This window comes from Janthinobacterium sp. ROICE36 (assembly GCF_002869965.1).
Classification (GTDB): domain Bacteria; phylum Pseudomonadota; class Gammaproteobacteria; order Burkholderiales; family Burkholderiaceae_D; genus Janthinobacterium.
Genome location: NZ_PEBS01000032.1, coordinates 1 through 25,222, shown reverse-complemented (window position 1 = coordinate 25,222; position 25,222 = coordinate 1). Strand labels below are relative to the sequence as shown.

The following is a 25,222-nucleotide window of genomic DNA, read 5'->3' as shown; positions in this document are numbered from 1 at the left end:
TACCAACCAAAGATTCAACGTGAAAAATATCTATCCCGGCCTGTTTGACGACTTGCCATTCTCGCTCGATGAAATCATCTGTGGCGTCGACGAGGCAGGGCGCGGTCCGCTGGCCGGCCCCGTGTTCGCCGCGGCTGTGATCCTCGACCCGCAGCAGCCGATTGACGGCTTGCGCGACTCGAAAAAACTCACCGAGGCCAAGCGCGACCTGCTGGCGCCGCAGATCAAGGCCACGGCCCTGGCCTGGGCCATCGCCGAAGCGTCGGAAGAAGAGATCGACCGCCTGAACATTTTGCAGGCGTCGATGCTGGCCATGCGCCGCGCCGTCGAGGCGTTGAGTACCGTGCCGACCCTGGCCCTGATCGACGGCAACCGCTGCCCTGTGATGCCGATACGCGGCATGGCCATCATCGGTGGCGACGACAAGGTCGATTCCATTTCCGCCGCCTCGATTCTGGCCAAGACGGCGCGCGACGCGGCCCTGGTGCACCTGCATGCGGCCTATCCCGAGTACTGCTTCGACCAGCACAAGGGCTATGGCACCAAGCTGCACCTGGAGCGCTTGCATCTGCACGGCGCCTCGCCCGTGCACCGCCGCTCGTTCGCGCCCGTGCGCAACGTGATCGCCCTGTTTGGCGGACAAGAGGTAGTGGCATGAAGACGATTACCTCGCGCGACAACGCGCAATACAAGGAGCTGCTGAAACTGGCGGGCAGTTCGCAGGCGCGCCGCAAGTCGGGTCGCACCTTGCTCGACGGCGTGCACCTGTGCGTGTCGTACCTGCAGCTGCGTGGCATGCCGGAGCAGTGCATCGTCAGCGAAAGCGCCTTGCAGAACGGCGAAGTGGCCGACATCGTCGGCCAGCTGGAAAGCCAGCGCGCGCACGTACTGGGCTTGCCCGATGCGCTGTACAACGCGGTGAGCCAGGTCGAGCATGGCGTGGGCGTGATGTTCCTCATCGAGACGCCGGAACGGGCCGTAACAACCCCCCTGAGCGTGTCGGCCGTGTTGCTCGATAACTTGCAAGACCCGGGCAACGTGGGTTCCATCCTGCGCAGCGCGGCCGCCGCCGGCATCACGCAGGTGTACTGCAGCGCCGGCACCGCTTTCTGCTGGTCGCCGAAGGTGCTGCGCGCGGCGATGGGCGCGCACTTCGTGCTCGACATTTTTGAAAACGTCGACCTGGCGGCACTGGTCGCCGACGCGAAGGTGGCGACGCTCGCTACCAGCGGCTACGCCACCCAGCGATTGTACGACGTCGACCTGCGCCAGCCCGTCGCCTGGCTGTTCGGCCATGAAGGGCAGGGCGTGGCCGACGACCTGCTGTCGATGGCGACGCACCAGGTGGTCATTCCCCACCTGGGCCAGATCGAATCGCTGAACGTGGCCGCCTGCGCTGCCGTGTGCTTCTTTGAACAGCTGCGCCAGGGGCAGGCCTGAACAGGGTCGCCATGTCTTTCCCTGTGCTTGCTGACGGTGCCGCACGTGACGAGGCATGGTGGCGCCAGGTCGCCGCGTTGTATCCCGCGCCGCCGGACGCCATCGTCAATCTCGAACATGGCTATTTCGGCGCCATGGCGGCGCCCGTGCAAGCCTCCTTCGAGCAGGCCGTGCGCTACACGAATGAACAGCTGAGTCCCTTCGTGCGCGGCGAGTTTACGCGCACGCATGTGGATATTCTGCGCCGGCGCCTGGCCGCCCTGATCCACGCCGAGCCGCACGAAATCCTGCTGACGCGCAGCGGCACCGAGTCCATGCAGGTGCTGATCACGCAATACCATGGCCTGGCGCCCGGCGATACCGTGTTGTGGAGTAATCTCGATTATCCGGCCACGCGCACGGCCATGCGCTGGCTGGCGCAGCGCCGTGGCGTCACCAGCACGCTAGTCACACTGCGCTTGCCCATCAGCGATGACGAAATCATCGCCCGATACGCGCAAGCCATGCGCCAGGCCGTCAGGCCGAAATTGCTGCTGCTGTCGCAGGTGACGCCGGCGAATGGTCAGCAGTTGCCGCTGCGCGCCTTGATTGCGCTGGCGCGCGAACACGGCATCGATGTCGTGCTCGATAGTGCGCATGCGCTGGGGCAGGTGGCGCTCGATGTGCGGACGATGGATGTCGATTTTGCCGGTTTTAATTTACATAAATGGCTGGGTGCTCCGCCGGGGCTGGGCTTTGTGTATATCCGCGCCGCGCAACTGCACAAGATCGAGCCGCATTTCGGCGACGACGATTATCCATTGGACGATATCCGCTGTCGTCTGCACATGGGCATGCCGCCGATCGGCGCCATCCTGGCCGCGCCCGCCGCGCTCGATTTTCATGAACGCCTGGGCGGCACGCCAGCCAAGACGGCACGCCTGGCCTGGCTGAGGGATTACTGGGTCAGCCGCGCAGCGCAACTGCCTGGCGTACGCCTGCTGTCGCCGCTCGATGCGCTTCGCGGCACGGCGCTGGTGGCATTTGCCGTCGATGACATGGACGCACGCGCGCTGCAACAGGCCTTGCTGCAGCGCTTTGGCGTCTTTACCGTGCAGCGCAATATCGGCGACATGGACGTCGTGCGCGCCACGGTGGCCGTCACCACCACCACCGCTGAACTGGACCGGCTGGTGGCGGCGCTGGAGGTGCTGGGCAGCGAGGCATAGCGGCAGGTCCGCCAGGAAAGCCGGCTGCGCGGTGACTTACAGTTTCAGCTCAGCGATTTTGCGCAGGCCCTGTTCGACATTGTTACGTGCCGCACCTTCCGTCGCCAGGCGCAGGCGTGTGGTTCCTGCGAAGGCGTCGGTGGCGCCGGCCGTGTGTTCCGACTTGATGGCTTCCTGCCATACCTTGCTGCCGTCGCTGGCGCGTATCAGTGTCCAGCCCATTTCCAGGCCCACAGTAAAGGAAAAGCCGAAATTGGGCTGGACGACGTTGACGATGTTGACGGTCAGCAGGTAGTCGCCGCCCTTGCCGGGCACCACGCGCGAAAAGGTCTTGGTCTGGTTGATCGCTTCGGTGACCGCTTTCGCCAGTTCCGCGTTGTCGATCTGCGATTTACCCATGCTGACGGTGCCGCTGCCGCCGAGCGCCGCCACTGACACCGATTGTGGATGTTGCTGGCTTACTTTCAGCGTCACCGGCACCATTGCCTGATAGGTGACGGGTGATGCGCAACCGCCCAGCGCCAGCAGAGTGGCAACGACAGGGATGGCGAGCAGGCGCGCTGCAGGGAATGGCAGAATTTTTTTCATGATATAGGGTCGTGGATGAGTGAACACGGCACGGTTTGCCACAGGCAGCAAACCGCAGGATTTACTGCGGCGTGGCGGAAAAAATATTGTTCAGCACTTCATCGACCATTTCGTCGGGCGACTTGCGCGACATCGAGGTATGGAAGGAATTGCCAGTGGCAAGCGGGAAGCCGGTTTTCGGGTCGCGCAAGTTGACGCTCAGTTCCACCATGTACATGGTGATATCCCACACCCACTTGTCGGCGTACGTGACGGCGACATCGGCGTTGTACGGTCCCGCCAATACAGGACCGTTGGTCACGACATAGCCGCGCTTTTCCAGATGAGCCTTGATGATCTTGTCGATATGGCGCCCGTCTTGCGGCAACTTCACCACGTAGACGCTTTTGATGCTATTCAGATCGGTTCCCGGACTGAGCGAGCTGGTGGCTTTATTGACAGCGCAGCCGGTCAGTGACAGGGCCGCCAGCATAGTGCAGCTTGAAGCAAAAACGGAAAGGGCATTACGTGTAAACATACTATGATGGCCTAGGTGGTAACGCGATCGAGCAAAAATAAGTCCGCGCGGTGGAGAACTCTTATTTGCTTTTAGGAAATAAAATAATAATGCATTTTTGATAAATAAGAAAGTGTAAAGATGGAGTTTTCAGTCCGCTGCGACCTGGCCTGCGACCGGCCACGCCGGATCACCGCAGTTTGGTCAGGGACATCGAAGGGAGTTTTTGATCGCTGGCCAGTCGGGGATGACTGCAGCAGAGAGTAGGGTCGTGGAAAGTGCGAAAGATATTTTAAGAGCAAGCCACTGGCAAGACCTCGGCCAGCGGCAGTGCCACTGCAACAGGCGATAGCTTGTGCCACCTTACGTTTTATTGCAGACACCTTGCTTTCGACATGATGCCTGCGCTACGCGGCGGACCTTCCTGTGTCAATACTCGCGGCGGTTCGGCTTGATTTCCTGCAGGATCGTCGTCGAGATTTCCTCGATCGACTTGGTGGTCGAGGACAGCCAGCGGATACCTTCGCGTTTCATCATTTTTTCCGCCTCGTTGACCTCGTAACGGCAATTCTCTATGGCCGCATACTTGCTTCCTGCGCGTCTTTCGTTGCGTATTTCCGACAAACGTTCGGGCGTAATGCTTAATCCGAAAATTTTATTCTTAAATTCCAGTAGGGCGGAAGGTAGCTTGTCGCGCTCGAAATCGTCGGGAATCAGCGGATAATTGGCCGCCTTGATACCGTATTGCATGGCCAGATACAGGCTGGTCGGGGTCTTGCCAGAGCGCGAGACACCTACCAGAATGACATCGGCCGAGGACAGGTTCTTGTGCGACTGGCCGTCGTCGTGCGCCAGCGAATAGTTGATCGCCTCGATGCGGTTCTTGTACTCCTCGCTGTCGACGATGTTGTGCGAGCGCCCGATGGTGTGGGTCGACATCACGCCCAGTTCCTGCTCCAGCGGCGCGACAAAGGTCTGGATCAGGTCCATGTGCATGCCGCTGGACTTGCGGATCACGGCCGACAGGTCGTTCTTCACCAAGGTGGAGAAAATGATCGGGCGCTGGCCATCGGCGGCGAAGGCTTCGTTGATCTTGCGCGCCGCCTCGTAGGCCTTGTCCATGGTATCGATGAAGGGCAGGCGGATCTGGCGGAAACGCAGATCGAACTGCGTCAGCACCGAGTGGCCGAAGGTCTCGGCGGTGATGCCGGTGCCGTCGGAAACGAAGAAGACGGTGCGGGCCGCGGAGGGCAGAGGGGGGCGTGGATCTTGTGTCATGGGTTTTCGGATCAAGATTGTGCGTCGTCAATTTGCGCCGCACAAGGTAAAATGGCTGCAACGGTATGATTGTGCTGCACGACGCCAAGAATAACAAGAAGACTGTCTGTGCGCCGCGCGTAAAGATTTCTATCATCAGTAAGGGTGTCATTATGACCAACGCAGTATCGCAACAGCAGGAAGACAAGGACGCGGTGTATGTTGCCTCGTTCGAGCATTTGCGCATGACGGATGTTGAATCCGTCGGCGGCAAGAACGCCTCCCTGGGCGAAATGATCAGCCAGCTGGCGGAAGCCGGCGTGCGCGTGCCCGGTGGCTTTGCCACCACGGCGCAGGCATTCCGCGATTTCCTGTCGTATAGCGCCAACGGCGGCTTGCCGCTGGCCGAACGCATCGCCCAGCGCCTCGAAGGGCTGAACATCGATGACGTGCGCTCGCTGGCGCAAGCCGGCGCCGAGATCCGGCGATGGATCGTGGAAACCCCATTCCAGCCACGCCTGGCCGCTGAAATCGACCAGTTCTATGCCAAGCTGGTGGCCGATTCCGATACCGAAATGTCGTTTGCCGTGCGTTCCTCGGCCACGGCGGAAGACTTGCCGGACGCGTCTTTTGCTGGTCAGCAAGAAACCTTCCTGAACGTGGTCGGCATCGACAACGTGCTCGACGCCATGAAACAGGTGTTCGCGTCGCTGTACAACGACCGCGCCATCTCGTACCGCGTGCACAAGGGTTTTACGCACGCTGAAGTGGCCTTGTCGGCCGGCGTGCAGCGCATGGTGCGTTCCGACCTGGGCGCGGCCGGCGTGATGTTTACCATCGATACCGAGTCGGGCTTCAAGGACGTGGTCTTCGTTACCTCCAGCTATGGCCTGGGCGAGACCGTGGTGCAGGGCGCCGTCAACCCTGACGAATTCTATGTGCACAAGCCGATGCTGGAAAAAGGCAAGTCGCCTGTGATTCGCCGCAATATCGGCTCGAAGCTGCTGAAAATGGAGTTCACGAACGAAGCGAAAGCCGGCCGTTCCGTGAAAACCGTCGACGTGCCCGTCGAAATGCGCAACCGCTACTCGCTGAACGACAGCGAAGTGGTGGAACTGGCAAAGTACGCCGTCATCATCGAGAACCACTACGGCCGTGCTATGGACATCGAGTGGGGCAAGGATGGCCGCGACGGCAAGCTGTACATCTTGCAAGCGCGTCCTGAAACCGTCAAGTCGCAGCAAAAGGCGACCGACGTGCAAGAACGCTTCAAGCTGAAAAGCACGGGCACCGTGCTGACGTCCGGTCGCGCCATTGGGCAGAAGATCGGCGCCGGCCCTGTGCGCGTGATACACGACCCGGCCGACATGGAGCGCGTGCAGCCAGGCGACGTGCTCGTTGCCGACATGACGGACCCGAACTGGGAACCGGTCATGAAGCGCGCTGCGGCCATCGTCACCAATCGCGGCGGCCGTACCTGCCACGCGGCAATTATTGCGCGTGAACTGGGCGTGCCTGCCGTCGTCGGCTGCGGCAACGCCACTGACGTGCTGAAAGATGGCACCTTTGTCACCGTGGTGTGCTCCGAAGGCGACGAAGGCAAGATCTACGATGGCCTGCTGGAAACGGAAGTGTCGGAAGTGGCGCGCGGCGAATTGCCGAAGCTCGACACCAAGATCATGCTCAACGTGGGCAATCCGCAACTGGCGTTCGACTTCCAGTCCGTGCCGAATGCAGGCGTGGGCCTGGCGCGCCTGGAATTCATCATCAATAACAATATTGGTGTGCACCCGCGCGCGATCCTCGAATATCCGAACATCGATGCCGACCTGAAAAAGGCCGTGGAATCGGTGGCGCGCGGTCACGCTTCGCCAAAAGCGTTTTATATCGACAAGCTGGCTGAGGGCATCGCCACCATTGCTGCCGCATTCTGGCCGAAAAAAGTCATCGTGCGCCTGTCCGACTTCAAGTCGAACGAGTACAAGAAGCTGATCGGCGGTTCGCGTTACGAGCCGGACGAGGAAAACCCGATGCTGGGCTTCCGCGGTGCGGCGCGCTACCTGTCGGCCGACTTCTCCGAAGCATTCAACATGGAATGCGAAGCGATGAAACGCGTGCGCAACGACATGGGTCTGACGAACGTGGAAATCATGGTGCCATTCGTGCGCACCCTGGGCCAGGCCGAAAAAGTCATCGACCTGCTGGCGAAAAATGGCTTGAGGCGCGGTGAAAACGACTTGCGCGTCATCATGATGTGCGAAGTGCCGTCGAACGCCATCCTGGCCGACCAGTTCCTCGACCATTTCGATGGCTTCTCTATCGGTTCGAACGACCTGACGCAGCTGACCCTGGGCCTGGACCGCGATTCCGGCATGGAATTGCTGGCGGCTGACTTCGACGAGCGCGATCCTGCCGTGAAAGCACTGCTGTCGCTGGCCATCAAGGCTTGCCTGGCGCGCGGCAAGTACATCGGCATTTGCGGCCAGGGTCCTTCCGACCATCCGGACTTCGCCGTCTGGCTGATGGAGCAGGGCATCGAATCGATGTCCCTGAATCCCGACTCGGTGATCGATACCTGGCAGAAGCTCGCTGCGCTGAAAGCGTAAGCATCTACCCTTTGAAAACCCGCTGCCGCTCACCTGGCAGCGGGTTTTTTTTACGCCTGCCATGCGGCGCACGGCAGTATTCGATGGGCTTGCGCCAGATCAGCTAAAATGATTCTACCAATACATTGAAACGGGAGTTCTCATGGCAAGCAAGAAACCGAGCAAAGTTGCAAAGATCGACATCGGCATCTCCGAGGCGGACCGCGCGAAGATCGCGGAAGGCCTGTCCGGCCTGCTGGCCGACAGCTACACCTTGTACCTGATGACCCATAATTTTCATTGGAACGTCAAGGGGCCGATGTTCAACACCCTGCATCTGATGTTCATGGCGCAATATACCGAGCAGTGGGGCGCGCTGGACCTGATCGCCGAGCGCATCCGCGCCCTCGGCTATCCGGCGCCGGGCACCTACAAGGAATTCGTCAAGCTGGCCTCGATCAAGGAAATCGACGGCGTGCCGCCTGCGCTCGACATGGTCAGTCACCTGGTGTCGGCACAGGAAGCGACTGCGCGCACGGCGCGTCGATTGTTCCCGCTGCTGGAAAAAGCCAATGATCAGCCGACGGCCGACCTGATCACGCAGCGCCTCGATTTGCATGAAAAGACGGCGTGGATGCTGCGCAGCCTGCTGGAAGAATAAATGCCGGGCCGGCGGCGCTAATTCGCCTCCGGCTATTGACGCCATCAGGAATTGCGTTAGACTGCTTGTATATAGGTGTTTGGCAAGAAGAATATCAGGCTGTACTGCGCATTAAACCCCGTCGCTTATGTAGGCTGCGGGGTTTTTTATTTTTGGGTTCACAAGGACGGAGGCATCATGGCTGAATGGGTAGGCTGGTTCGTGGCAGCTGGCGCGGTATTGATCCTGGAACTGTTTACCGGCACGTTTTATCTGCTGATGATCGCCATCGGTATCAGTGCCGGAGGACTGGTGGCGCTGACGGGCGGCAATGGCAGCTGGCAGGCCGTGACGGCCGCCATTGTCGGCGTGGCGGCCACGCTGTTATTGCGGCGCAGCCGTTTTGGCAGGGCGGCGCGGCGCGATGTGGCGCAGGATCCGAATGTGAACCTCGATATCGGTCAAAGCGTGGCGGTCGCGCATTGGGTCGATGGCGCAGCGCGCGTGATGTATCGCGGCGCCTTGTGGGATGTGGAGTTGATTCCCGGCAGCGATGCGCAGGCCGGTCATTACACCATACGTGCCGTGCGTGGCAGCCGTTTGATTGTTGGATAACCTGGAGAATAAATTATGGAAGTAAGCATCGGAAGCGTGTCGTTGATCTTGTTATTGCTGGCACTGGTATTTGTCTTCAAGACGGTCAATGTCGTGCCGCAGCAGCATGCCTGGGTGGTGGAGCGCCTGGGCAAGTTCCATGCAGTATTGGGTCCTGGCCTGAATATTGTCGTGCCTTTTGTTGATCGCATCGCTTACAAGCACGTGCTCAAGGAAATTCCGCTCGACGTGCCGCCGCAGGTATGCATTACGCGTGACAATACGCAATTGCAGGTCGATGGCATTCTGTATTTCCAGATTACTGACGCCATGCGTGCTTCGTATGGCTCGTCGAATTATATTGCCGCCATTACGCAACTTGCGCAGACGACCTTGCGTTCGGTGATCGGTAAAATGGAACTCGACAAGACATTTGAGGAACGCGACCATATTAATACGGCCATCGTGAATGCCATCGATGAATCGGCGGCGAATTGGGGGGTCAAGGTATTGCGTTATGAAATCAAGGATTTGACGCCGCCGAAGGAAATTTTGCATGCGATGCAGGCGCAGATTACGGCCGAGCGCGAGAAGCGCGCCCTGATTGCTGCATCGGAAGGGCGCAAGCAGGAGCAGATCAATATTGCCAGCGGTGAGCGTGAAGCGAACATTGCCCGCTCGGAAGGCGAGAAGCAGGCATCGATCAACCGTGCCGAAGGCCAGGCTACGGCCATCGTTGCGTTGGCGCAAGCCAGTGCCGAAGCGCTGCGCCAGGTGGGCGCCGCTATCCGCGAGCCGGGCGGCGAGGATGCCGTCAATCTGAAAGTGGCCGAGCAGTATGTGGGCGCGTTCGCGCAATTGGCGAAAACGAATAACTCGATTATCGTGCCGGCCAATCTGGGCGATATGAGTAGTTTGATCGCCACGGCGATGCAGGTGGTGAAAACGCAGAAGCCGAAAGGCAGCGTGGCGATGCCCTGATTACCTGATTGGCTGGGAGAATAGCAAACCCGTGACAAGGTCTCGTCAATACTGCCCGCTGTATAGCGGGCAGTTTGCATTTGCGTCAACCCGATTATGTCGTAGTGGCAGGGCCGGAGTATTGGCGGCTGAATGAATTGCGTTGAAAATATTTTCTTCATGCTATGCTATGCGCACTTTGGGGATTATGTGTGGGCGTGCGATGCTTATTTCTTTGATTAGCGTAACATCTACCGCGCAGGATGCAGGCTGGCGTTTGCTGACGAGGCGTGATCGGCGATAGTATTGGGCCCATGCATATTTTGAATTGCAATTTATAATTACTATAAATTGCAATGAAACAAAAAGTACTGCAAAATAAATACAGCCGATGGCGCTGTATTGAATCGCAGGCGCATAAGGCAGAGGTATCGCACAGGCGGTCCATGTGCGATACCCGCCCCCTTGATTGAAGACTTGCATCGCTTGAAAGCCGGGAAAGTAGGGTTTTTGGTAAAAGAATTGTAAAAAACAATCAAATCTTCAGAAAAATCACCTCAGTCGCGTTACAATTGGATAGAATTTAACTGTTCAGTTATATTTTTCAACTCACACAAGGAAATATCATGGATTTGTCGAGCTTATCCCTGTCCGAACTGCGCACCTTGCAGGACGACATCAAGAAGCAAATGAAGAAACGCGAACAGGATGATATGTCCAAAGCGCGCGAGCAAATCCTGGCCATTGCCCAGAGCGTCGGTGTTTCCGTAAAAGACCTGGTTGGTACAGGGATTCGCGCTAAAACGGGCACGGTCGCAGTGCGCTATCGCAATCCGGACGATGCGACGCAGCAATGGACTGGCCGTGGCCGTCAACCGAAATGGGTCAAAGAGTGGACCGATTCGGGCAAGTCGCGCGATCTGCTGAAGGTGTAATACACCGTTCATTCGGATGCTTGTCCTGTGGAGTGGTACAGGTGTAGTACAAGGCAGCATGCAAGCATCCGGAACTTTGTTGATTCATTCGTTGGCCAAGCCGGCCAAGCTGATTTACCTCGGCTTCCTTCCATGGTATTTTTGATGATGCCAGTCTTTTCCCGCCTTATCTGATTCCTTATCTAATTCCTTCCCCGTTTTAGTCCTGTCGCGCCGAGCTTTTTTCAGCTTGCCGCAGATAGTGGCAAAATAAAACCCGGCATATAGCCGGGTTTGTCGGTGCGGTCGCAGCACGCTGCACAGAATGGCGGATCAGCGGCGGTGTGACTTCATTGCCGCCTGCACTTCGCGCGCGCCGTCGCGGTCGCGTTCCGCTGCCCGCTTGTCGTGCTGCTTCTTGCCCTTGGCCAGGCCGATTTCGCATTTCACGCGGCCGCCCTTGTAGTGCAGATTGAGCGGCACCAGCGTATAGCCGGAGCGCTCCACCTTGCCGATCAATTTGTCCATTTCCGTGCGGTGCAGCAGCAGCTTGCGCGTGCGCACGGCTTCCGGGTGGATATGGGTGGAGGCGGTCGGCAGGGCGCTGATATGCGCGCCGAACAGGAAGAGTTCGTCGCCGCGGACGACAACGTAGGCTTCCTTGATTTGTACGCGGGCGTCGCGGATGGCTTTGACTTCCCAACCTTCCAGCACGATGCCCGCTTCGTAGCGATCCTCGATAAAGTAGTCGTGGAAGGCTTTTCTGTTGTCTGCTATGGTCATGAGATGGTAAATGTGCGCGGGTCGGTTAAACTACTGTCTCGCGCAAGCGCGATAAAATCACTATATCCAACATCATAGCAAATGGTTCTTCAATGGCAGTAGTACATAAATCAGTTTTTCTCGGCTATAGCGCCGAACAAATGTTCGCGCTGGTGGCGGCGGTGGAGGATTATCCCAAATTCCTGCCCTGGTGTGGTGCGGTCGAGGTTCGCGAGCGAGGCGAAAACACGGTTGTCGCCAGCGTGGGCATACATTACCACGGCGTGCGCCAAAGCTTTACCACGTCCAACGAAAACGTGCCGCCGAGTTCCATCAAGATGAAGCTGGTGGACGGTCCTTTCAAGACCCTCGATGGCGTGTGGACCTTCAAGGCCCTGCGTGACGATGCCTGCAAGATCGAACTGGACCTGCACTACGAGTTTTCCAGCCGCGTGCTCGAACAGATCATCGGCCCCGTCTTCGGCATGATCGCCAACAGCATGGTCGATTCCTTCTGCAAGCGCGCGGAGACGGTGTATGGCTGAGGCGGACATCAAGGTGCAGGTTTGCCACGCGCTGCCGGACAGCACGTTCCAGTGCTCCTTGCGCGTGCCTGCAGGTAGTACCATCGGGCAGGCGGTGGCACAGAGCGGCTTGCTGCAGGCCATCCCCGGCATCGACCTGAGCATCAATATGGTGGGCATCTATGGCAAGAAGAGGCCGCTCGATACCGTCTTGCACGAGCACGACCGGGTGGAAGTGTACCGGCCCTTGCAGGCGGACCCGAAGGAGGCGCGCCGACGCCGCGCCAGTGGCAAGTCCGGGAAGGGCTGAGCAGGCAAGGCGGCGGCGTGGCCGCTGCCCGGCGGGCGCGATTTTTTGCTATTTTCAAATATCTTTTCTATGCTGCAAGGACGGAGGGTACTTTTTTCTGTATAACTTGCTTTCTTCTGCCACAAGCAAGCATCCATGCGGGTTCCAGTCGTTTTGCCGTTTCCATGGGCGAAACGTGGGCGAAAATACTAAGCAGTCCCAGCCTTAATCCCATCTGTCATTTTGCAATACTGATCAGGCAACACGCCACCTTCCTGCTCTACCCAGCGGCCATACGTTCGTGTGATCATGGTCGTATCGGTATGCCCCATTTGCTTTGCCACGTACATTGCGTTGGCGCCCGTCGACAGCAGCGTCGACGCGAAGGTGTGCCTTGTTTGATACGGATTGCGGTAGCGGACCTGGGCCTTCTTGATCATTGCCGCCCAGAAGAGGCTCAGGCGCTGCGTGTTGTCCCAGCCCTGGCCGGTGGCCGGATCAAGGAACACCAGGCCGCCAGCAAGGAAGCTATGTTGTTTTTGTGCAACCAGCGCCTCGACGGCACCGCGCCGCAGGTCAACCAGGCGGCGGCCGGCGCGCGTCTTCAGTTCCTCACGCGACTCACCCATAACGCGCGAGCGCTCCACCTTCGCCTTGAACCCGGCCCAGTCGATCGATTCCCAGCGTAACGCGATGTATTCACTCGGGCGCATGCCTGTGTAAAAGGCAAACTGAAAGACGTTCCTGGCCTGGCCCTGAGCCGCCCCGAGGATGGCCGCGATCTCCTGGGCGGAAAACGGATCCACTTCGTATTCCGCCTTGTACGCGTCGCGATCCAAGGTTTTTTGCAATTTCACCCGGTCCAGCGGATTGCTGTCGATCAGATCGTCGTTTATCGCGAGCTCCAGCGCGCCGCGCAGAGGGATGAGAATTTGACGGACCGAGGTGGCCTTCAGCGAAAGATCGACAATCCAGGTGCGCAGCGCGGCCGGCGTAAGGTCGGTGAGCAGGGTGTCGCCCCATTGCCCCAACAGAATTTTGTCGCGCACGCGTTTGTAGCTTTTCAAGGTACTGGGCGCGAGGATGCGCTCATAGATTTCGAATTGCTGTTTAAGCAAATCGCCGACCGTCAAATCCTTGCCCCGAGGTTGCAAGCCGAACTTCTTCAGTTGCGTCGATTCGGGGAAGTACTTGGCATAGCTGAAATTGCCCAACGCAATTGCGTTCAGTATCTCGCCGCGCAGGCGCTCGGCGTATTTGATGTTTGCCTTGCTGTGCGCAATCTTCAGCGTTTCCCTGCACTCAGTTCCCCGGTACATGAATTTTATGCGGATCGATTCGCTTTGGACGCCCGACCGGAGTTCGACGCCTGGCGGACTGGACTTGCTTGTTCCCATGTTGCTACCCATTCTTCTACTGCCGGCAGGTTGATCCACAGCCGGCCATCCACAATTTTGCATTGATTGCCGTCGAGCCACTTGCCAGCCTTGCGGCGGGCCTGCACGGAATCGACGGAATCGCCTGATATTTCGACGTAGCGCTCCAGCTTCACCCAAGCCAGAGGCTGTCGCTCTGCCTCTGCCTTGGCGGCCGCCGCGCGCGCATTGCGCTCGATGGTCTCGACCAGCTTGGCCACCATGTCGTGCTCGCTCATGTTCAAGGCGTGCTCCCGGGTGCCATTTGCGGAATTGCGGCCGGCAGCGGCGAGTGTTTCGGCTTGGCCGCCTGCTTGGCGCGGATCGCCTCGACCTTCGTCCAGATCCTGGCCAGCTCCATCTCGCCTGCGGCTTGCATGTCCAAGCCTTGGGCCAGGCACAGGGCGGCTAGCGTGACCATGACGCCACCGACTTCCTGCGCGCGCTCGCCAACCGGGCGACCGTACACATAGTCGACCAGCTGGTGCGCCTCGCTGGCGGTGCAGCCGCATGCCTGCACCAGCTCCAGCGACTCTTCGAGGAAGCGGTGATTGCGCTCGGCGCCGTCAGCGGAGATTTTGGCGCCGAAGCACGCCATCATCCAAGGCTGCACGCAGCTCTGAAATGAATCGGTGGGCGTTACACTGACGGGTGTATTGTGTTGCTCGTTATTTATCATTGCGGTTGCTCCAATATGGTTATTTCGGTGGCCGAAACCGTTTTGCCCAGGCCCAGGTCGTCGGCCAGCAAGAAGCCGCCTCTCAGTTCAAGCATCTGCGCCGCGAAGGCCTGGTACTCGCGTGCCGGCTTGGCGAGCTTGATCTCGAAAGGCGTCACATGGCCAGCCATCAGGTCAGCCAGCCGCGTCTCGCTGTCCCGGTGATGATCAGCCAGCCGGTCCATGATGTCGCGGCGGTCGACGTCCATTGGGTACCGATCGATAAACCAGGCCAGTTCGCGCGTATTCTCGGGCGTCACTGAAATGCAGATGTGCTTAGCGGCGTGATGCGGTACGCGTGGGAAAACGCGCTTGAGTCGTGCCCGCACGAATGGCTCGCCTTGGATCAGCCAGAAACGCTCGGTGTAGTTGATGGTTCCGTATGTCGAAGTCAAAACGATGCTCCTGTCAGTTTAATAATGCGCATTGGCTTGCCGTGCAGTTGGTCGACCTTGGCACCTGCATTGCCCCAGAACCTGGTTGTTACCAGCACCACGGCTGTAACGTCGGGCCGGGCGGCGTATCGGGCGATTTGCGTGAGCGCCTGCGACAGCGAACCTTTAATCTTGGCCTCGATGACGATGCCGGGCGCTACGAGGAAGTCGAAGCGATCCTTCGGCCCGGCCACCACCTCGCGCTGGAATTCGATTCCGGCTTCGGTAAGCACCTGCGCCATGCCCTCGTGCAGGGCCACCTCGTTCGCAAATCGGTACGCGAAGCGCGGCAGCGTTTCCGCCACGCTGCGCAGGATCATTGCGCTCATGCTGCAGTCGCTTTCTCGCCCGGTGCCGCAAACATATCGACGGTTTTGGTGTCCCGCACTACCAGTGGCGGCGGCACGTCCAGGAATTCGCCGATGGTCAGCGCGTTGTCGCGTGGGCCATACGGCAGGCAGTCAACCGTCCACTCGTCCGGAAGGTCGCCCTCAGTCCGAATTTCCTCATCGGCCACCGCGTCGATGGGCTGGTCTTTGATCTCGCCAAAGTTCGACTTAAAGCGGATTTCTGCTTCCTGTTCGCTGGTGGCCATGATGACGGCCGTCAGGGTGGCGCTGACGGTGTAGAGGCGGTTGATCATGTGGCGCTGCCTTTCAAGACTTCGCGCACGCTGACCATCACCTCATCGAACTCGGCCGACGTGCACGGCATGCCTTCGTCGTGATCGGTGATGCCATCGCTGTCGTCGAGCTTCTTGATCGCCAGGAGCAGGGCGCTCGCCGCGCTCAGCTTTTCTTCCAGGCCTTTGGCGTAGGCGCCCATGCTGCGCACGTTCCAGCCGCCATCGAGCGCGCCGTCGGGCAGGCCATCGAGCGCATTCCAGCAGGCGACCAGGTGCTGCGCGTTGGCCTCGCGCATGCCCGGGTTGTTCGCGCCAAAGTCGATGGCGACCGCCACACCAGCTTGTCCGCCCATGCCACGGATCACGGTTTCCGGGCTGCAGCCGTCGTCCTGGCCCGTTTCTGCTACGAAAAGCAGGTCAGGGGTACGCACGCCGCTCATGCTGCCGCTCCCGTTACGGCCGCCACCGTATAGACGCCCTGTGTGCCCTTGATCACGCCTGCGACCCCCATCGCCTCGATCAGGCGGGCCGCGCGGTTGTAGCCGATTTTCAGATGGCGCTGCACCAGGGCGATGGACGCACGCTGGCTGGTGCGAACGATTGCCACGGCCTGCTCGTATAGCGCATCGCTCGCGCTGCCGTCGCCGGGTGGGACGGCGTCGGCTGCCCTAGGCTCCAGGTCGTGCATCGTGAGACCACGCTGTGCGAGTTGGCCAGCAATATGATCATCCAGCGACAGCACCACCCGCTGTTCGCGCACTGGCTCGTGGCCTTTGGCCGGCGCCGCGTCAACGGCCGGGCCCGGCGGCCGCGCATCCACCTCCGCTTCGCCACCCAGCGCATCAACCAGGTCGGCCAGCATCTTGGCCAGCTCGCCAGTCATCAAGGTGAAGTCGCTGTCGAAGCGCTCGTCGGCCGCCTCGCCAATCGCACATTCCCGCAGTATGTCCAGCGCCTTGACGCTCTTAATGGCCAGACTCTCGTCCAGCACGAAGGAAATCTTGTCGTTCCAGGTCATGGCCAGGCGGGTGCACTGCTTGCCGGCGGCGATATGGCGGCGGATATCGTCCACCTCCAAGGTGTGGCGCTTGTAGGCCACCTGGGCCTTGCTCTCGCCCGTGGCGCGCATGATCGCATCCTGGTCGACCGTGAAGCCGGTAGGGGATTCGTCCGCCTGCAGCCATTCCGTCATCGCGCCCACTGGGGAGCGCTGCACGCGCAGGCTTTCCAGCGGCAACTTGTCGACGGATTTCAGCAGCAACTTGATCACCTCGTCCGCCTTGCTCGGGCTGGCTGCCTCCACCACCAGCCATCCATTCACTGGATCGATCCACACGGCGGTGGTACTGAGAATGGCGAACGCGCGCGGCAGCAACTCGTCGGTGACGCGCTCCTTCAGTTCCTTCATCGCCTTCTTGCCGGGCGCGAAGCCCTGGGCTTCTTCCATTTCCAGCGCGCGGGCGGCGGCCACCTGGTTGATGACGGTCGACGGCAGCAGCTTCTTCTCGGTTTTCAACTGCAGCAGGAACTGGTCGGCCACGGCGTGCACCAGCGGCTGGCCGGTGCCGCGCGGCGGGGCCCAGCCCTGGCGCACCAGGTCCATGCTGGTGGCGGGCGTGAACTGCTGCGGCGCCAGCGCTTGTTCGAGCGTGGTTGCCGTCATTGCCCAAGGGGCGGGCAAGCGGTAAATCTGAAGGTTCTTGAAAAACATGGCATTTCCTTATTCTGAGAAAACGACACCGCGCGCGGCGCCAAAGGCGTATAGGAATTCTATGAACTGCGCGGCTTCCTTCACGTAGAAGTCGCTGGTCTGGACGCCCAGCTGCACGATCCGGCGCCCGTCGAAGCTGGGTGTCACGCGCCCGTCGTGGTGCAGCGGCGTGCCGGCCAGGCGCATTTCGTCGGCAAACTCGTCCACCAGCAGCCGCTTCATGTCATCCGCATCCCACTTGCGCCCGATGTGCTCGACCTGCTTGGCGATTTCGCCGATCATTGCGTGATACTTTTCTTCCTGGGCCCGCTTTTTCTTCGGCTCGGAAAACACGACCATCCAGCCGGGCGGTGCGGTCTTGGCAAATTCAACCGCCCGGCGCCGTGCTTCGTCGTGTACGAGGAAGTAGGTTTGCTTCGTCATGGCGGCGCTCCCGCTGGGCCGTGCGCCATCATGCCGGTACCGCCTCTGCCGCCAGCCGCTTGGCCGCGTCGTACTGCTCGATGCCCCAGGCCAACGCGTAGCAGCACCAGACGAAACGGTGCGAGTAATCATCGCTATCTACCTCGTAAAAGTCGGGAAAAACGCGCTTCCCGTTCCAGACAAAGTCCATCGCCGCTCTGTAAGCTACGTCGGCGCCATCATCCGCATGGTCCAGCACTTCTGATTGAAGCTCGTCGCGCAGGCCGTGCCCGAGCTTTCCAGCCAGCCCCCGTTGTTCAATCCAGTCCATGACATTCGCCTTGAACTTCTCAGCCGAATACTTCCGGTAGCCGTCGCGATCTGTCGCCTGGAGCTTTTCACCCCAGTACGACAGGTTGACCGCCAATTTAGCGCCGTTACGTTTTTTGTAGTCCCGGTCGGTACGGAAAAACTCAAACATGTCGGTCAGCCGCTGAAATACATACGTGCCCATGTCGCCGGTGTAGCAGAGGTAGCCGGGCCAGGTAATCAGGTCGAAGTGCATGCAGACCGTGCCGGGGCGCGAGAAGCGAGCATGCCGACCGTTGCCACCATCGTCACGCAGCACGGTCATTTCGTGGTCTGCAACGTCCCGGAGGAATTGCGCTTCAGTGCAGGCGGTGGCACTCATGCTTTTTCCGCCTTTAAAGCCGTCACGCGTTCCAGGTCATAGCAGCCGCGAACGCCATCGAGCCAGATGACTGCGCTGTGGCCGCCCATGACCTGCGCCTCGCTGGTCGTGACCGTCTCGCGGACCTCACCACCATCCAGCTTGACGCTGACGGCGGCGCCGACCTGGTGCGCGGCGTTGAACTTGTCGCAGGCCGCTTGCAGCTGCGCGGCGGACTTGCGGGCCGGGCGGCCGGTCACGCTGCACCGCCCAGGTCAGCCACGTCGATCACGATGCCGCGGCAATACGCCTCGCCGTCTTCCACGATTTCGAAGGTGGCGTGCGGCACGTCGGTACGGTAAGTCCAGCTGTAGCCTTCTTCGGCGGACCACAGCGCCTCGATGGAGTGGGCGGCAGGTTGGCGCGCGAACAGGTCTTTCAGTTCGTCATCGTCCACGACGTTTTCGCGGTCGGGAAGCAGGCCCTTGGCATCGATGTGCGCCGTACCGCCGTCGTAGCAGTTAAATTCGGCGATGATTGCGCCGCGCAGTTCCATCAGGTCGTCGTTGGCGCTGAAGATGACGATCAAGCCGGCCGTCTTGGCCTGCATTTCCTCTTCCTTCAGCATTTCCTTGCCGTATTCGCGGCCCGTCAGCAGGCCTGCCAGCAGTTCCTTGCTCAGCTTGACCGGTGGCAGCTCAATGGCCGGCATGCCCATGTTAGTGCACGGATGCTTTTCTTTATGGGCTTTAATGTGGAGCGCCAGATACTCTCCCAGGGACTTGGCGCTGGCCATGGCGCTGTATTCGATCAAGGTGACGTTCGCGTAGTGGTAGACGTTGCCTGGCTTCGCGCCTTGGAACATCTGCACGGCGAGCGTTTCGGTCGCAGGGTCATGGCCAATGGCGGCCAGTGCCGACGATGCTACGGGCTTGAGAGGTATGGAATTTGCGGTATGCATGCGGGTTCTCCAGGGAAGGGTAGGGTATTGGGTGGTCAATTACGCAGGCTCTGCGGCCAGCGCAGCGCGGGCCGCAGCGAAGTCGATCAACTCCAGCGCGGAAATCATGGTGAGAACATCCAGCTTCGAGTTGTTGGCCAGGTCGCGCAGGTACGACACGTCGTCGTAGATTTCATCAGCTGCGTCGGCCAAGTCCGTCGGCACGCTGGTCACCGCAGCCGGCGCCGGCGCAACTTCCACCACGCGCACCGCCTCGGCAGCTGCATGATCATCAAACTCTTGATCGATGATCAGCGCTTCGACATGGTCGGCCACCACGCGTGCCGCCATTTGCTCGACAGCCAGTGCATCAGCTTTGCGCTGTTCGGCGGCTGCCTGTTCGTCAGCCAGCGCCTGGCGGGCGACGGCGAGCTTTGCGAGTTCGGCGTCGATCTTGGCTTGCGCCTCAGCGGCCGCGCGGTTGCGCTCGACCTGTTCCAGGCGGGCGACCTCGGCGCGGCGCACCTCTTCAGCTTTCGCTGCGGCTTCGGCCTGTTCACGCTGTTGACGCGCGGCCAGGTCCAGCGCCGCCTGCTGGTCGGCTAACTTCTGGGCGGCGGCCTCGTTCTCGGCAGCGATGCGCTGGTTCTTGGCGGCGACCCTGGCGTTTTCCTCGGCCTGCTCGGCGCGGAGCTTGTCGGCGGCGGCAATGTCGGCCAGGCGCTGGGCTTCGGCGGCTTCGGCGGCGACGCGCACTGCCAGTATGTCCAGCATCTGCGCCAGCGTGGCAGCCTTCAGTTCGACCGCTTCGGCCAGTCGCTCCTGGTAAATGGTGTCGGTGATCTGCATCGCTTCGAGATTGTCGATTGACGCCTGCGTGGCGGCCGCCGTCTTGTCGATGAATGCCGCGTCAGTGCCGCGCTCGCGGATGCCTTGCAGCGCGCTGGCGATCGCGGCTATGCGGTCCATTTCCGCCGCCAGTTCGTCAGCCTTGCGCTTTTCCTCGATGGCATCAAAGCCGTCGCGCAGCAACTGCAGCCGAGTTTCCTCGGCGCTGATGATCTCGACCAGGCGCGCAGCTTCGGTTTTGACGGCAGCCGTAAATTTCTTGGCGTCCTCGGTTGCATCGGCGGCAGTGTGGCCGACAGCAACGCGCGAGTTTTTCAGCTTCATGTAAGCCGTGTGGCATTCCTCGCGGCCTGCCTTGTTCGTCACGGTGACAATACTGGCGGATGCTTTGATCAGTTCGCGCAGCGCAGTTTCGGTTTTGGTGCTACTGAGGGCTAGCGCGGCGCGTGCGGCCGGCGGCAGGGTGGCGATTGCGTTGCTTTCGGCTTCGGTGACTGCGTTCATGTTTTCTTCCTATGGTCGGGTTTTGGTGGGTGGCTGAGCGGTGCTGATGCCGTCCCAGCCGGGCCTATTGCGCTTGAGTCAGAACTCGGTACTGGAGTTGCGGCCGTGGCGCGAGCGCTCCATCTGTCGCGATTCCACGTGCACCGAGTGGCCGACGTTGCTGTAGGCAAAAGGAATGTCGTCATCCATATCGGCGAAGTTCGGCGCCGGGGCGGGTGCTGGCCGGGGCGCCGGGCGTGGCGCTGGCGCCTGAGCAGGTGCTGGTGCCGCAGCCGGACTACCAGCCAGTTCGATGTCCAATACTTTGCCCGCCAGCTTCGTGGCAGCGCCGTTCGCGCCTTGGTAGGTCTCGATGTGCACTTCATCCAGCGTCACCGCAATCAAGGTGCCCTTGAGCAGGTACGGAGCCAGCGCTTCGGCGCGCTTGCCCCACAGTGAGCCATCGACCCATTGCGTAGGGCGCTTGCCGCTTGAGTCTTTCTTGCCCCACGTGAACGCCAGTGACAGGCTGCACACCGCATCTTGATTTGCTGTGTGGCGGATTTCCGCATCGCGCCCGATGCGCGCCAGTCCAAATAATTTAGCCATTTTGATATTCTTTCGCTCAGTTAGATTTGTGTTCCAGGTTGATGCGCGCTACGGTGTTGAGTAGGTATTTCTGTGCTACCCGGCACTTGTTAACCATTTTTTCTTCCAGCGCCGCGTCGCGCTGGTAGGTGATGCTGGTGAGCCGCAGCGCCGGGTCGATGTGCTCGACCTCGTGCAATTCGCGCTGCTCGTAGCGGATCAGCTCGTCCGGCGTGTTCAGCATCACGAAGCACACCTCGTGCTCAGGAACGTCCCACAGCCGCATGTAGGCCCGGCCTTGCCACTCGTACAGGCTGTCGTGGCAGTCCTCGCTCAGTGCCGGGAAGGTGTCGAGATCCCATGACACTTTGGTATCGATGGTCTTTACGCCAGGGACGTAGATGTCGCACTCGCCGGTCAGAAATTCATCTTCGCGGCGCTCGGTGTTCTTCGTGTAGCTCTCGAAGCGCAGGCGGTTGATCATGTCGATCGCCTCGTCTTCGCAGGCCAGGCCTTTGTCCATATATTTCGTCTCGACCACCTTGTTGTAGGAGTAGACGAACTGCTTTGCCAGTTTCCCCAAGTAGGTCTTGGCACCAGCGGACAGCGACATTTCCTTGTAGGGCGCCAGCAATTCCTTGTCGGCGTCGGTCTTGCGCGCCCTGGCGGCGACCTCCAGCAGAGCTGCCGGCAGCAGCGACTTGTCGATGGATATTGCGTCGGTCATGATCATGCCGAGCGAGGATGGGTGAAATTTAAGCACTTTTCACCTCGTCGTTGACCTGGGTGAGCTGGTCTTCGGTCAGGATATTTTCCTTAACCAGGCGCGCCACAGTGAATTTGCCGGCTTTGATTTGCGCGATGGCGGCGACCAAGCCTTTCGGTCCGATTGGGCGAGGCGCAGCAACTACAGCAACCGGCGCTTCCTGCGCGCCACCGCGGCCGTCATCGTCCATGTCCTTGGTGGCCAAGCCGCACGCGCCCAGCAGCGTGTAGCGTTGCAGGTAGGTCACGGTGCTGGCGATCTGCTGGATGCCATTCTTCTTGCCGGAGTTATCCGGCGGCGCCTCCATCGTGGTCGACTTGCTGTGGCCCAGCACGTGGGTAAGGGAGCAGCTGACAACGATCATGCCGCTTTCGGGTTGTTTGGTGTCCCAGTCGTGGCTGATACCGTGCCGCGCCAGAGATTCAATAACGACTTCGCAGATGCCGCCAAGCGTGGCGTGGTCATACGAAATGCCCGAGTGAGACACGTTTTTGTCCTTGAAAATAGTCGGCGCATTCTTTTTGAACTCGGCCATGGCAGCCACGAAAGCCATGCGGGCCTTATTGGCGTTGTCGCGCTCTTGCAACTCCATCAGCTTTTCCAGGCGATCGAGATCAGCGCCGCTGTCCAGCGCATAGCGCAACAGGTCTGCGGGGCCAACAGTACTCAGGCTCTGCCGCTGAGGCGCTGTGGTCGAAAGTTCACCCTGATCGTGCTCCACCACCTGCATGGCGGTGCGGCTTTCTTGCGTAACTGCGTTCATGACTTTTTCCTTGTGAGTTTTATGATTTCTGCCTTCAACAGCGCCAGGCGGACGGCGTAGACGATTGCGTGGCCGGCATGCCAGTTGCGCAGGGCCTGGCTGGCCACGTCGATCACGGCTTGGCTGACGACGTCCACTGCGCCTCCCGATGGGAGCGGCCCAGCTGCTTCACGCGCGCGGCGGATGCATCCAGGTCGATCAGCGCTTCGATCTGCGCAGTGATCAGTTCCTTGCGCATTTCTTCCAGCCCGGCCAGTTCGCGGCGTACGCCGGCCAGGCGCATCTTGTTCATGCTGTGCTGGTGCTGCGCCTGGTAGTGGCGGTGGACAGCCAATAGGCGGTGGAAGAGGGCGATCATGTGCGCACCATTACCGTGACACCCAGGGCGCCTGCGTCATAAGCCGCGTCCTGCAGGGCGCCCAGGTCGCCAATGGCCGGATAGCTGCGCACGCCGTCGGCGGTGCGGATGGTGATGATGTAGCTCATGTCCTGCTCCTCTGGTTATTTGGTGCCCCGCTGGGAGTCGAACCCGGCCGCTAAGCCATCCTCCGAGTTAGTGTCCTCGGCGCTCTCCACTGAGCTAACGGGGTATTTATTCCTGCGTACGCCAGGAAGCGCGTGTGATAGGCGGGCTACTTTCACCTTCTCGCTTTCAAGCCAGGCTAGACGCATAGCGGTTACTGGGTTGGGTACGGATCGGGTACTAGCCAATCGGATTCAGTTATGCGGCCACCACCCAGATTTCCCCTACCGGCTCTGCAGAACTGCAATGGCTTGCGGCCAAAGCGCAGGGCGAAATCTGTGTGGTTCCTGCGCTTGCCCTTTCGGGTCACCTGCGCAGGGAGGTGGGAATTCCTCCACGGTGCCGTGCTGCTTTTCGGGTGGCAAATCCCTTGTTTCCGCCTTACCTCCGGCGCGGCCGACCGTTAAACCTGCAATTTCTCCAGCGCCACCGCCTGGGCGCGCGTCTTGGGCTGGCAGTTCGCCGGATCGTCGCGCGCCAGCCGGGCGGCGCTGTCGATCTCCCTAGTGGCCACGGCCACCGCATCCTCGTAAATCGTGCCGGCCACAAATTCCCGCATCGCCGCGCCAGCCGTGGCGTCGTCGCATGCAAGGGCGGTGCGCGCCAGCACATTCATCACGCCGCGCTCGGCCAACTTGTCGAGCAACAGGTTGGCGATGCCGCTGGAGCCGACGCTGCCCGTCAGCACGACGGTGCGTGCGGCTTCATATTTCTCGGCTGTCAGGCAGGTGATCATTTCTTCGCGCAGATCGGCGGCGTCGTGGTCGCGGGCGCTCATGGCGATCAGCTGCGCGCTGGAATGACGATTGCCGGGATCACTTCGCCGTGGGCGATGTAGACCGCTTCTAGTGCTGCGAGCTCTGCTGGGGACATGTCGTACTCCTGTGTTTGCTTTCGATGGAGTGAACTATAGCAGTGCTACAGTTTATGTGCAATAGCAATGCTACAGTTTATGTTAAAATTCTTTCGCCGCCTCAAAAGCGACCGGATGCCCGGACCAAATCACGCCGGGCAGCGCGAGTCCAGATAGATGGAGCCGGCGAACGCTACGCAGTACCCAGGGTATTAACGCGAAACGGGCGTAGTGGAAGGGCCGCAAGAAGGACGACTGGCGGCAACGATGGGTGATAGTGGGGAGAGTCGAGTCGGGGGCTGGAAACGGTCAAAGTCTTCCCTATGCGCAGTGTCCGAAGTCGAAGAGGGGCATTCAGCGTTCTCACGGAGCCAGGCTTTATCGCTTGGCTACTGGGAGAGTGCTGCCCAGGAACCGAGTCTCCAAGGGCATAGACTTCAAAACAGTAGCTTTAGAACTTGGAAAAGCAAGATCAAAAGCTTACTTCAAGAGCAAGATAATGATTTTTTAGTACCAATTACAGAGCAAATAAGAGTGGAAAATAATTTCGCCCGCTGGCGCAAAAAAATCGCCGGGCGATGCTGCGCGCAGTAGCGCACTGGGCTGGTGGCCGTGCTACTCTTGATTTTCCGCCCTTCAATCAAACCGACTGGACAATCACATGAATGATCGCGTTTCCGAAGAGTTGCTTGCTGAGGCGGCAGGGCGCCATGCGGCGCGCATCAGTGGCGTCACCAGCATCGTCAAGGCCGAGTACAACGGGGCGGCATTCACCTTCCAGGATAATGGCTGGTTTAACGCCACAGCTGCGGCCAAGCGGTTTGGCAAGCGGCCAGTAGACTGGCTGCGCCTGCCGGAAACTGAGCGGTACATACTTGCCAGGTGCGAACACCTCAAAGTGCAAAAATCTCACTTTGTAAAAACAAGCCGTGGTGGCAATACCAGAAAATCCGGTTTTGCTGGAACCTGGCTTCATCCGAAGCTGGCGGTGATTTTCGCGCGCTGGCTTGACGTTGATTTTGAAATTTGGTGCGATGAGCAGATTGATCTCTTGCTGCGCGGCGAGCCATTAGATGAGGGTAGTGCAGAGGAGCTGACTGGGTATTTCGGTCCATCGTGCCCACCGATTCCGGTCCATTGTGCCCAGCCATTCCGGTCCATCGCGCCCACCCATTCCGGTCTATCGTGCCCAGTTTGAGGGCCAGACCGGAATCACTGGTCACGA

34 protein-coding genes and 1 pseudogene are annotated in these 25,222 nt (G+C 60.0%); 11 read left to right on the top strand and 24 right to left on the bottom strand.

Annotation, left to right across the window (positions count from 1 at the left end):
• Positions 1–19: 19 nt before the first annotated feature.
• The 3 genes from rnhB to CSZ94_RS14485 are packed head-to-tail and all read left to right on the top strand — an operon-like array spanning position 20 to position 2,648.
• Positions 20–658 (top strand): ribonuclease HII, encoded by a 639-nt coding sequence (gene rnhB / locus CSZ94_RS14495; RefSeq protein WP_102122145.1) that lies wholly within the window; start codon positions 20–22, stop codon positions 656–658.
• Positions 655–1,440: a TrmH family RNA methyltransferase gene (locus CSZ94_RS14490; RefSeq protein ID WP_102122144.1), complete on the top strand. Its 786-nt coding sequence runs from the start codon at positions 655–657 to the stop codon at positions 1,438–1,440. The genes rnhB and CSZ94_RS14490 overlap by 4 nt, the downstream gene beginning before the upstream one ends.
• An 11-nt stretch (positions 1,441–1,451) precedes the next feature.
• Positions 1,452–2,648, top strand: a complete 1,197-nt coding sequence (locus CSZ94_RS14485) for an aminotransferase class V-fold PLP-dependent enzyme (RefSeq protein WP_102122143.1) — start codon at positions 1,452–1,454, stop codon at positions 2,646–2,648.
• A 36-nt stretch (positions 2,649–2,684) separates the two neighbouring features.
• Here the strand turns inward: CSZ94_RS14485 and CSZ94_RS14480 are convergent, their stop codons facing one another.
• From CSZ94_RS14480 to ppsR, 3 genes are all read right to left on the bottom strand, one after another.
• Complete coding sequence (locus CSZ94_RS14480) at positions 2,685–3,236, bottom strand: hypothetical protein (RefSeq protein WP_102122142.1); 552 nt, start codon at positions 3,234–3,236, stop codon at positions 2,685–2,687.
• Between the two features lie 61 nt (positions 3,237–3,297).
• Positions 3,298–3,708: a hypothetical protein gene (locus CSZ94_RS14475; protein ID WP_102122141.1), complete on the bottom strand. Its 411-nt coding sequence runs from the start codon at positions 3,706–3,708 to the stop codon at positions 3,298–3,300.
• A gap of 453 nt (positions 3,709–4,161) precedes the next feature.
• Positions 4,162–5,010, bottom strand: coding sequence for a posphoenolpyruvate synthetase regulatory kinase/phosphorylase PpsR (gene ppsR, locus CSZ94_RS14470; protein ID WP_010397654.1), 849 nt, complete (start codon positions 5,008–5,010; stop codon positions 4,162–4,164).
• 152 nt (positions 5,011–5,162) lie between these two features.
• Here ppsR and ppsA point away from each other — a divergent pair, with 152 nt between their 5' ends.
• The 5 genes from ppsA to CSZ94_RS14445 all read left to right on the top strand — a co-directional run bounded on the left by ppsA (position 5,163) and on the right by CSZ94_RS14445 (position 10,703).
• Entirely contained in the window at positions 5,163–7,595 is a 2,433-nt protein-coding gene (gene ppsA / locus CSZ94_RS14465) for a phosphoenolpyruvate synthase (protein ID WP_102122170.1), read from the top strand.
• Between the two features lie 142 nt (positions 7,596–7,737).
• Positions 7,738–8,235, top strand: coding sequence for a Dps family protein (locus CSZ94_RS14460; protein ID WP_102122140.1), 498 nt, complete (start codon positions 7,738–7,740; stop codon positions 8,233–8,235).
• Between the two features lie 177 nt (positions 8,236–8,412).
• On the top strand, positions 8,413–8,829 hold the full coding sequence (locus tag CSZ94_RS14455; RefSeq protein ID WP_102122139.1) for an NfeD family protein: 417 nt from the start codon (positions 8,413–8,415) through the stop codon (positions 8,827–8,829).
• A gap of 15 nt (positions 8,830–8,844) precedes the next feature.
• Complete coding sequence (locus CSZ94_RS14450) at positions 8,845–9,789, top strand: SPFH domain-containing protein (protein ID WP_102122138.1); 945 nt, start codon at positions 8,845–8,847, stop codon at positions 9,787–9,789.
• Between the two features lie 605 nt (positions 9,790–10,394).
• Positions 10,395–10,703: an H-NS histone family protein gene (locus CSZ94_RS14445; RefSeq protein WP_102122137.1), complete on the top strand. Its 309-nt coding sequence runs from the start codon at positions 10,395–10,397 to the stop codon at positions 10,701–10,703.
• 312 nt (positions 10,704–11,015) lie between these two features.
• Here the strand turns inward: CSZ94_RS14445 and smpB are convergent, their stop codons facing one another.
• Positions 11,016–11,465, bottom strand: a complete 450-nt coding sequence (gene smpB, locus CSZ94_RS14440) for an SsrA-binding protein SmpB (RefSeq protein ID WP_034752217.1) — start codon at positions 11,463–11,465, stop codon at positions 11,016–11,018.
• A 92-nt stretch (positions 11,466–11,557) separates the two neighbouring features.
• Here smpB and CSZ94_RS14435 point away from each other — a divergent pair, with 92 nt between their 5' ends.
• On the top strand, positions 11,558–11,989 hold the full coding sequence (locus CSZ94_RS14435) for a type II toxin-antitoxin system RatA family toxin (protein WP_102122136.1): 432 nt from the start codon (positions 11,558–11,560) through the stop codon (positions 11,987–11,989).
• Positions 11,982–12,278 carry an RnfH family protein gene (locus tag CSZ94_RS14430; protein ID WP_102122135.1) on the top strand — a complete coding sequence of 99 codons (297 nt, stop codon included), beginning with the start codon at positions 11,982–11,984 and terminating at the stop codon, positions 12,276–12,278. The genes CSZ94_RS14435 and CSZ94_RS14430 overlap by 8 nt, the downstream gene beginning before the upstream one ends.
• Positions 12,279–12,466: 188 nt before the next feature.
• Here CSZ94_RS14430 and CSZ94_RS14425 read toward each other — a convergent pair whose 3' ends face one another.
• The 20 genes and pseudogenes from CSZ94_RS14425 to CSZ94_RS14335 all read right to left on the bottom strand — a co-directional run bounded on the left by CSZ94_RS14425 (position 12,467) and on the right by CSZ94_RS14335 (position 23,922).
• Complete coding sequence (locus CSZ94_RS14425; protein ID WP_258000982.1) at positions 12,467–13,576, bottom strand: tyrosine-type recombinase/integrase; 1,110 nt, start codon at positions 13,574–13,576, stop codon at positions 12,467–12,469.
• Positions 13,577–13,581: 5 nt separating this feature from the next.
• Complete coding sequence (locus CSZ94_RS28310; RefSeq protein ID WP_219726010.1) at positions 13,582–13,911, bottom strand: hypothetical protein; 330 nt, start codon at positions 13,909–13,911, stop codon at positions 13,582–13,584.
• Between the two features lie 2 nt (positions 13,912–13,913).
• Entirely contained in the window at positions 13,914–14,273 is a 360-nt protein-coding gene (locus CSZ94_RS14415; protein WP_258000981.1) for a hypothetical protein, read from the bottom strand.
• A 74-nt stretch (positions 14,274–14,347) separates the two neighbouring features.
• Entirely contained in the window at positions 14,348–14,785 is a 438-nt protein-coding gene (locus tag CSZ94_RS14410) for a hypothetical protein (protein ID WP_102122132.1), read from the bottom strand.
• Positions 14,782–15,153, bottom strand: a complete 372-nt coding sequence (locus CSZ94_RS14405; protein ID WP_146009808.1) for a hypothetical protein — start codon at positions 15,151–15,153, stop codon at positions 14,782–14,784. Before CSZ94_RS14405 ends, CSZ94_RS14410 begins: the two co-directional genes overlap by 4 nt.
• Positions 15,150–15,467: a hypothetical protein gene (locus CSZ94_RS14400; RefSeq protein ID WP_102122130.1), complete on the bottom strand. Its 318-nt coding sequence runs from the start codon at positions 15,465–15,467 to the stop codon at positions 15,150–15,152. The genes CSZ94_RS14405 and CSZ94_RS14400 overlap by 4 nt, the downstream gene beginning before the upstream one ends.
• Positions 15,464–15,889, bottom strand: coding sequence for a hypothetical protein (locus tag CSZ94_RS14395; protein ID WP_102122129.1), 426 nt, complete (start codon positions 15,887–15,889; stop codon positions 15,464–15,466). Before CSZ94_RS14395 ends, CSZ94_RS14400 begins: the two co-directional genes overlap by 4 nt.
• Complete coding sequence (locus CSZ94_RS28690; protein WP_308410566.1) at positions 15,886–16,137, bottom strand: DNA translocase FtsK; 252 nt, start codon at positions 16,135–16,137, stop codon at positions 15,886–15,888. The genes CSZ94_RS14395 and CSZ94_RS28690 overlap by 4 nt, the downstream gene beginning before the upstream one ends.
• 135 nt (positions 16,138–16,272) lie before the next feature.
• Positions 16,273–17,160, bottom strand: a pseudogene (locus CSZ94_RS14390) (recombination-associated protein RdgC); the annotation flags it as partial.
• A 9-nt stretch (positions 17,161–17,169) separates the two neighbouring features.
• Complete coding sequence (locus CSZ94_RS14385; protein ID WP_099376061.1) at positions 17,170–17,583, bottom strand: recombination protein NinB; 414 nt, start codon at positions 17,581–17,583, stop codon at positions 17,170–17,172.
• Positions 17,584–17,611: 28 nt separating this feature from the next.
• Complete coding sequence (locus tag CSZ94_RS14380) at positions 17,612–18,253, bottom strand: hypothetical protein (protein ID WP_102122127.1); 642 nt, start codon at positions 18,251–18,253, stop codon at positions 17,612–17,614.
• Positions 18,250–18,492, bottom strand: coding sequence for a hypothetical protein (locus CSZ94_RS14375; RefSeq protein ID WP_102122126.1), 243 nt, complete (start codon positions 18,490–18,492; stop codon positions 18,250–18,252). The genes CSZ94_RS14380 and CSZ94_RS14375 overlap by 4 nt, the downstream gene beginning before the upstream one ends.
• Entirely contained in the window at positions 18,489–19,193 is a 705-nt protein-coding gene (locus CSZ94_RS28305) for a KTSC domain-containing protein (RefSeq protein ID WP_219726009.1), read from the bottom strand. The genes CSZ94_RS14375 and CSZ94_RS28305 overlap by 4 nt, the downstream gene beginning before the upstream one ends.
• A gap of 39 nt (positions 19,194–19,232) precedes the next feature.
• Positions 19,233–20,525 (bottom strand): hypothetical protein, encoded by a 1,293-nt coding sequence (locus tag CSZ94_RS14360; protein ID WP_102122125.1) that lies wholly within the window; start codon positions 20,523–20,525, stop codon positions 19,233–19,235.
• Positions 20,526–20,603: 78 nt separating this feature from the next.
• A complete protein-coding gene (locus tag CSZ94_RS14355; protein WP_102122124.1) occupies positions 20,604–21,113 on the bottom strand; it encodes a single-stranded DNA-binding protein in 510 nt (169 codons plus the stop codon).
• Positions 21,114–21,129: 16 nt separating this feature from the next.
• Complete coding sequence (locus CSZ94_RS14350) at positions 21,130–21,819, bottom strand: hypothetical protein (protein ID WP_146009807.1); 690 nt, start codon at positions 21,817–21,819, stop codon at positions 21,130–21,132.
• Between the two features lie 28 nt (positions 21,820–21,847).
• A complete protein-coding gene (locus CSZ94_RS14345) occupies positions 21,848–22,621 on the bottom strand; it encodes an ERF family protein (protein ID WP_102122122.1) in 774 nt (257 codons plus the stop codon).
• Between the two features lie 112 nt (positions 22,622–22,733).
• On the bottom strand, positions 22,734–22,979 hold the full coding sequence (locus CSZ94_RS14340; RefSeq protein WP_102122121.1) for a hypothetical protein: 246 nt from the start codon (positions 22,977–22,979) through the stop codon (positions 22,734–22,736).
• Positions 22,976–23,107 (bottom strand): hypothetical protein, encoded by a 132-nt coding sequence (locus CSZ94_RS28685; RefSeq protein ID WP_258000980.1) that lies wholly within the window; start codon positions 23,105–23,107, stop codon positions 22,976–22,978. Before CSZ94_RS28685 ends, CSZ94_RS14340 begins: the two co-directional genes overlap by 4 nt.
• 440 nt (positions 23,108–23,547) lie before the next feature.
• Positions 23,548–23,922 (bottom strand): hypothetical protein, encoded by a 375-nt coding sequence (locus CSZ94_RS14335; RefSeq protein WP_102122120.1) that lies wholly within the window; start codon positions 23,920–23,922, stop codon positions 23,548–23,550.
• 736 nt (positions 23,923–24,658) lie between these two features.
• Between CSZ94_RS14335 and CSZ94_RS14330 the strand changes: the two genes are divergently transcribed.
• Positions 24,659–25,195: a KilA-N domain-containing protein gene (locus CSZ94_RS14330; RefSeq protein ID WP_102122119.1), complete on the top strand. Its 537-nt coding sequence runs from the start codon at positions 24,659–24,661 to the stop codon at positions 25,193–25,195.
• Positions 25,196–25,222: the final 27 nt, after the last annotated feature.

Excerpts from the sequence above, each read along its gene's own strand:
- CSZ94_RS14490 (WP_102122144.1), top strand. The coding sequence starts at position 655 with ATGAAGACGATTACCTCGCGCGACAACGCGCAATACAAGGAGCTGCTG.
- CSZ94_RS14485 (WP_102122143.1), top strand. The coding sequence starts at position 1,452 with ATGTCTTTCCCTGTGCTTGCTGACGGTGCCGCACGTGACGAGGCATGG.
- CSZ94_RS14480 (WP_102122142.1), bottom strand. The coding sequence starts at position 3,236 with ATGAAAAAAATTCTGCCATTCCCTGCAGCGCGCCTGCTCGCCATCCCT.
- CSZ94_RS14475 (WP_102122141.1), bottom strand. The coding sequence starts at position 3,708 with ATGCTGGCGGCCCTGTCACTGACCGGCTGCGCTGTCAATAAAGCCACC.
- ppsR (WP_010397654.1), bottom strand. The coding sequence starts at position 5,010 with ATGACACAAGATCCACGCCCCCCTCTGCCCTCCGCGGCCCGCACCGTC.
- ppsA (WP_102122170.1), top strand. The coding sequence starts at position 5,163 with ATGACCAACGCAGTATCGCAACAGCAGGAAGACAAGGACGCGGTGTAT.
- CSZ94_RS14460 (WP_102122140.1), top strand. The coding sequence starts at position 7,738 with ATGGCAAGCAAGAAACCGAGCAAAGTTGCAAAGATCGACATCGGCATC.
- CSZ94_RS14455 (WP_102122139.1), top strand. The coding sequence starts at position 8,413 with ATGGCTGAATGGGTAGGCTGGTTCGTGGCAGCTGGCGCGGTATTGATC.
- CSZ94_RS14450 (WP_102122138.1), top strand. The coding sequence starts at position 8,845 with ATGGAAGTAAGCATCGGAAGCGTGTCGTTGATCTTGTTATTGCTGGCA.
- CSZ94_RS14445 (WP_102122137.1), top strand. The coding sequence starts at position 10,395 with ATGGATTTGTCGAGCTTATCCCTGTCCGAACTGCGCACCTTGCAGGAC.
- smpB (WP_034752217.1), bottom strand. The coding sequence starts at position 11,465 with ATGACCATAGCAGACAACAGAAAAGCCTTCCACGACTACTTTATCGAG.
- CSZ94_RS14435 (WP_102122136.1), top strand. The coding sequence starts at position 11,558 with ATGGCAGTAGTACATAAATCAGTTTTTCTCGGCTATAGCGCCGAACAA.
- CSZ94_RS14430 (WP_102122135.1), top strand. The coding sequence starts at position 11,982 with ATGGCTGAGGCGGACATCAAGGTGCAGGTTTGCCACGCGCTGCCGGAC.
- CSZ94_RS14425 (WP_258000982.1), bottom strand. The coding sequence starts at position 13,576 with ATGTACCGGGGAACTGAGTGCAGGGAAACGCTGAAGATTGCGCACAGC.
- CSZ94_RS28310 (WP_219726010.1), bottom strand. The coding sequence starts at position 13,911 with ATGAGCGAGCACGACATGGTGGCCAAGCTGGTCGAGACCATCGAGCGC.
- CSZ94_RS14415 (WP_258000981.1), bottom strand. The coding sequence starts at position 14,273 with ATGATGGCGTGCTTCGGCGCCAAAATCTCCGCTGACGGCGCCGAGCGC.
- CSZ94_RS14405 (WP_146009808.1), bottom strand. The coding sequence starts at position 15,153 with ATGAGCGCAATGATCCTGCGCAGCGTGGCGGAAACGCTGCCGCGCTTC.
- CSZ94_RS14400 (WP_102122130.1), bottom strand. The coding sequence starts at position 15,467 with ATGATCAACCGCCTCTACACCGTCAGCGCCACCCTGACGGCCGTCATC.
- CSZ94_RS14395 (WP_102122129.1), bottom strand. The coding sequence starts at position 15,889 with ATGAGCGGCGTGCGTACCCCTGACCTGCTTTTCGTAGCAGAAACGGGC.
- CSZ94_RS28690 (WP_308410566.1), bottom strand. The coding sequence starts at position 16,137 with ATGCACGACCTGGAGCCTAGGGCAGCCGACGCCGTCCCACCCGGCGAC.
- CSZ94_RS14385 (WP_099376061.1), bottom strand. The coding sequence starts at position 17,583 with ATGACGAAGCAAACCTACTTCCTCGTACACGACGAAGCACGGCGCCGG.
- CSZ94_RS14380 (WP_102122127.1), bottom strand. The coding sequence starts at position 18,253 with ATGAGTGCCACCGCCTGCACTGAAGCGCAATTCCTCCGGGACGTTGCA.
- CSZ94_RS28305 (WP_219726009.1), bottom strand. The coding sequence starts at position 19,193 with ATGCATACCGCAAATTCCATACCTCTCAAGCCCGTAGCATCGTCGGCA.
- CSZ94_RS14360 (WP_102122125.1), bottom strand. The coding sequence starts at position 20,525 with ATGAACGCAGTCACCGAAGCCGAAAGCAACGCAATCGCCACCCTGCCG.
- CSZ94_RS14355 (WP_102122124.1), bottom strand. The coding sequence starts at position 21,113 with ATGGCTAAATTATTTGGACTGGCGCGCATCGGGCGCGATGCGGAAATC.
- CSZ94_RS14350 (WP_146009807.1), bottom strand. The coding sequence starts at position 21,819 with ATGACCGACGCAATATCCATCGACAAGTCGCTGCTGCCGGCAGCTCTG.
- CSZ94_RS14345 (WP_102122122.1), bottom strand. The coding sequence starts at position 22,621 with ATGAACGCAGTTACGCAAGAAAGCCGCACCGCCATGCAGGTGGTGGAG.
- CSZ94_RS14340 (WP_102122121.1), bottom strand. The coding sequence starts at position 22,979 with ATGATCGCCCTCTTCCACCGCCTATTGGCTGTCCACCGCCACTACCAG.
- CSZ94_RS28685 (WP_258000980.1), bottom strand. The coding sequence starts at position 23,107 with ATGAGCTACATCATCACCATCCGCACCGCCGACGGCGTGCGCAGCTAT.
- CSZ94_RS14335 (WP_102122120.1), bottom strand. The coding sequence starts at position 23,922 with ATGAGCGCCCGCGACCACGACGCCGCCGATCTGCGCGAAGAAATGATC.
- CSZ94_RS14330 (WP_102122119.1), top strand. The coding sequence starts at position 24,659 with ATGAATGATCGCGTTTCCGAAGAGTTGCTTGCTGAGGCGGCAGGGCGC.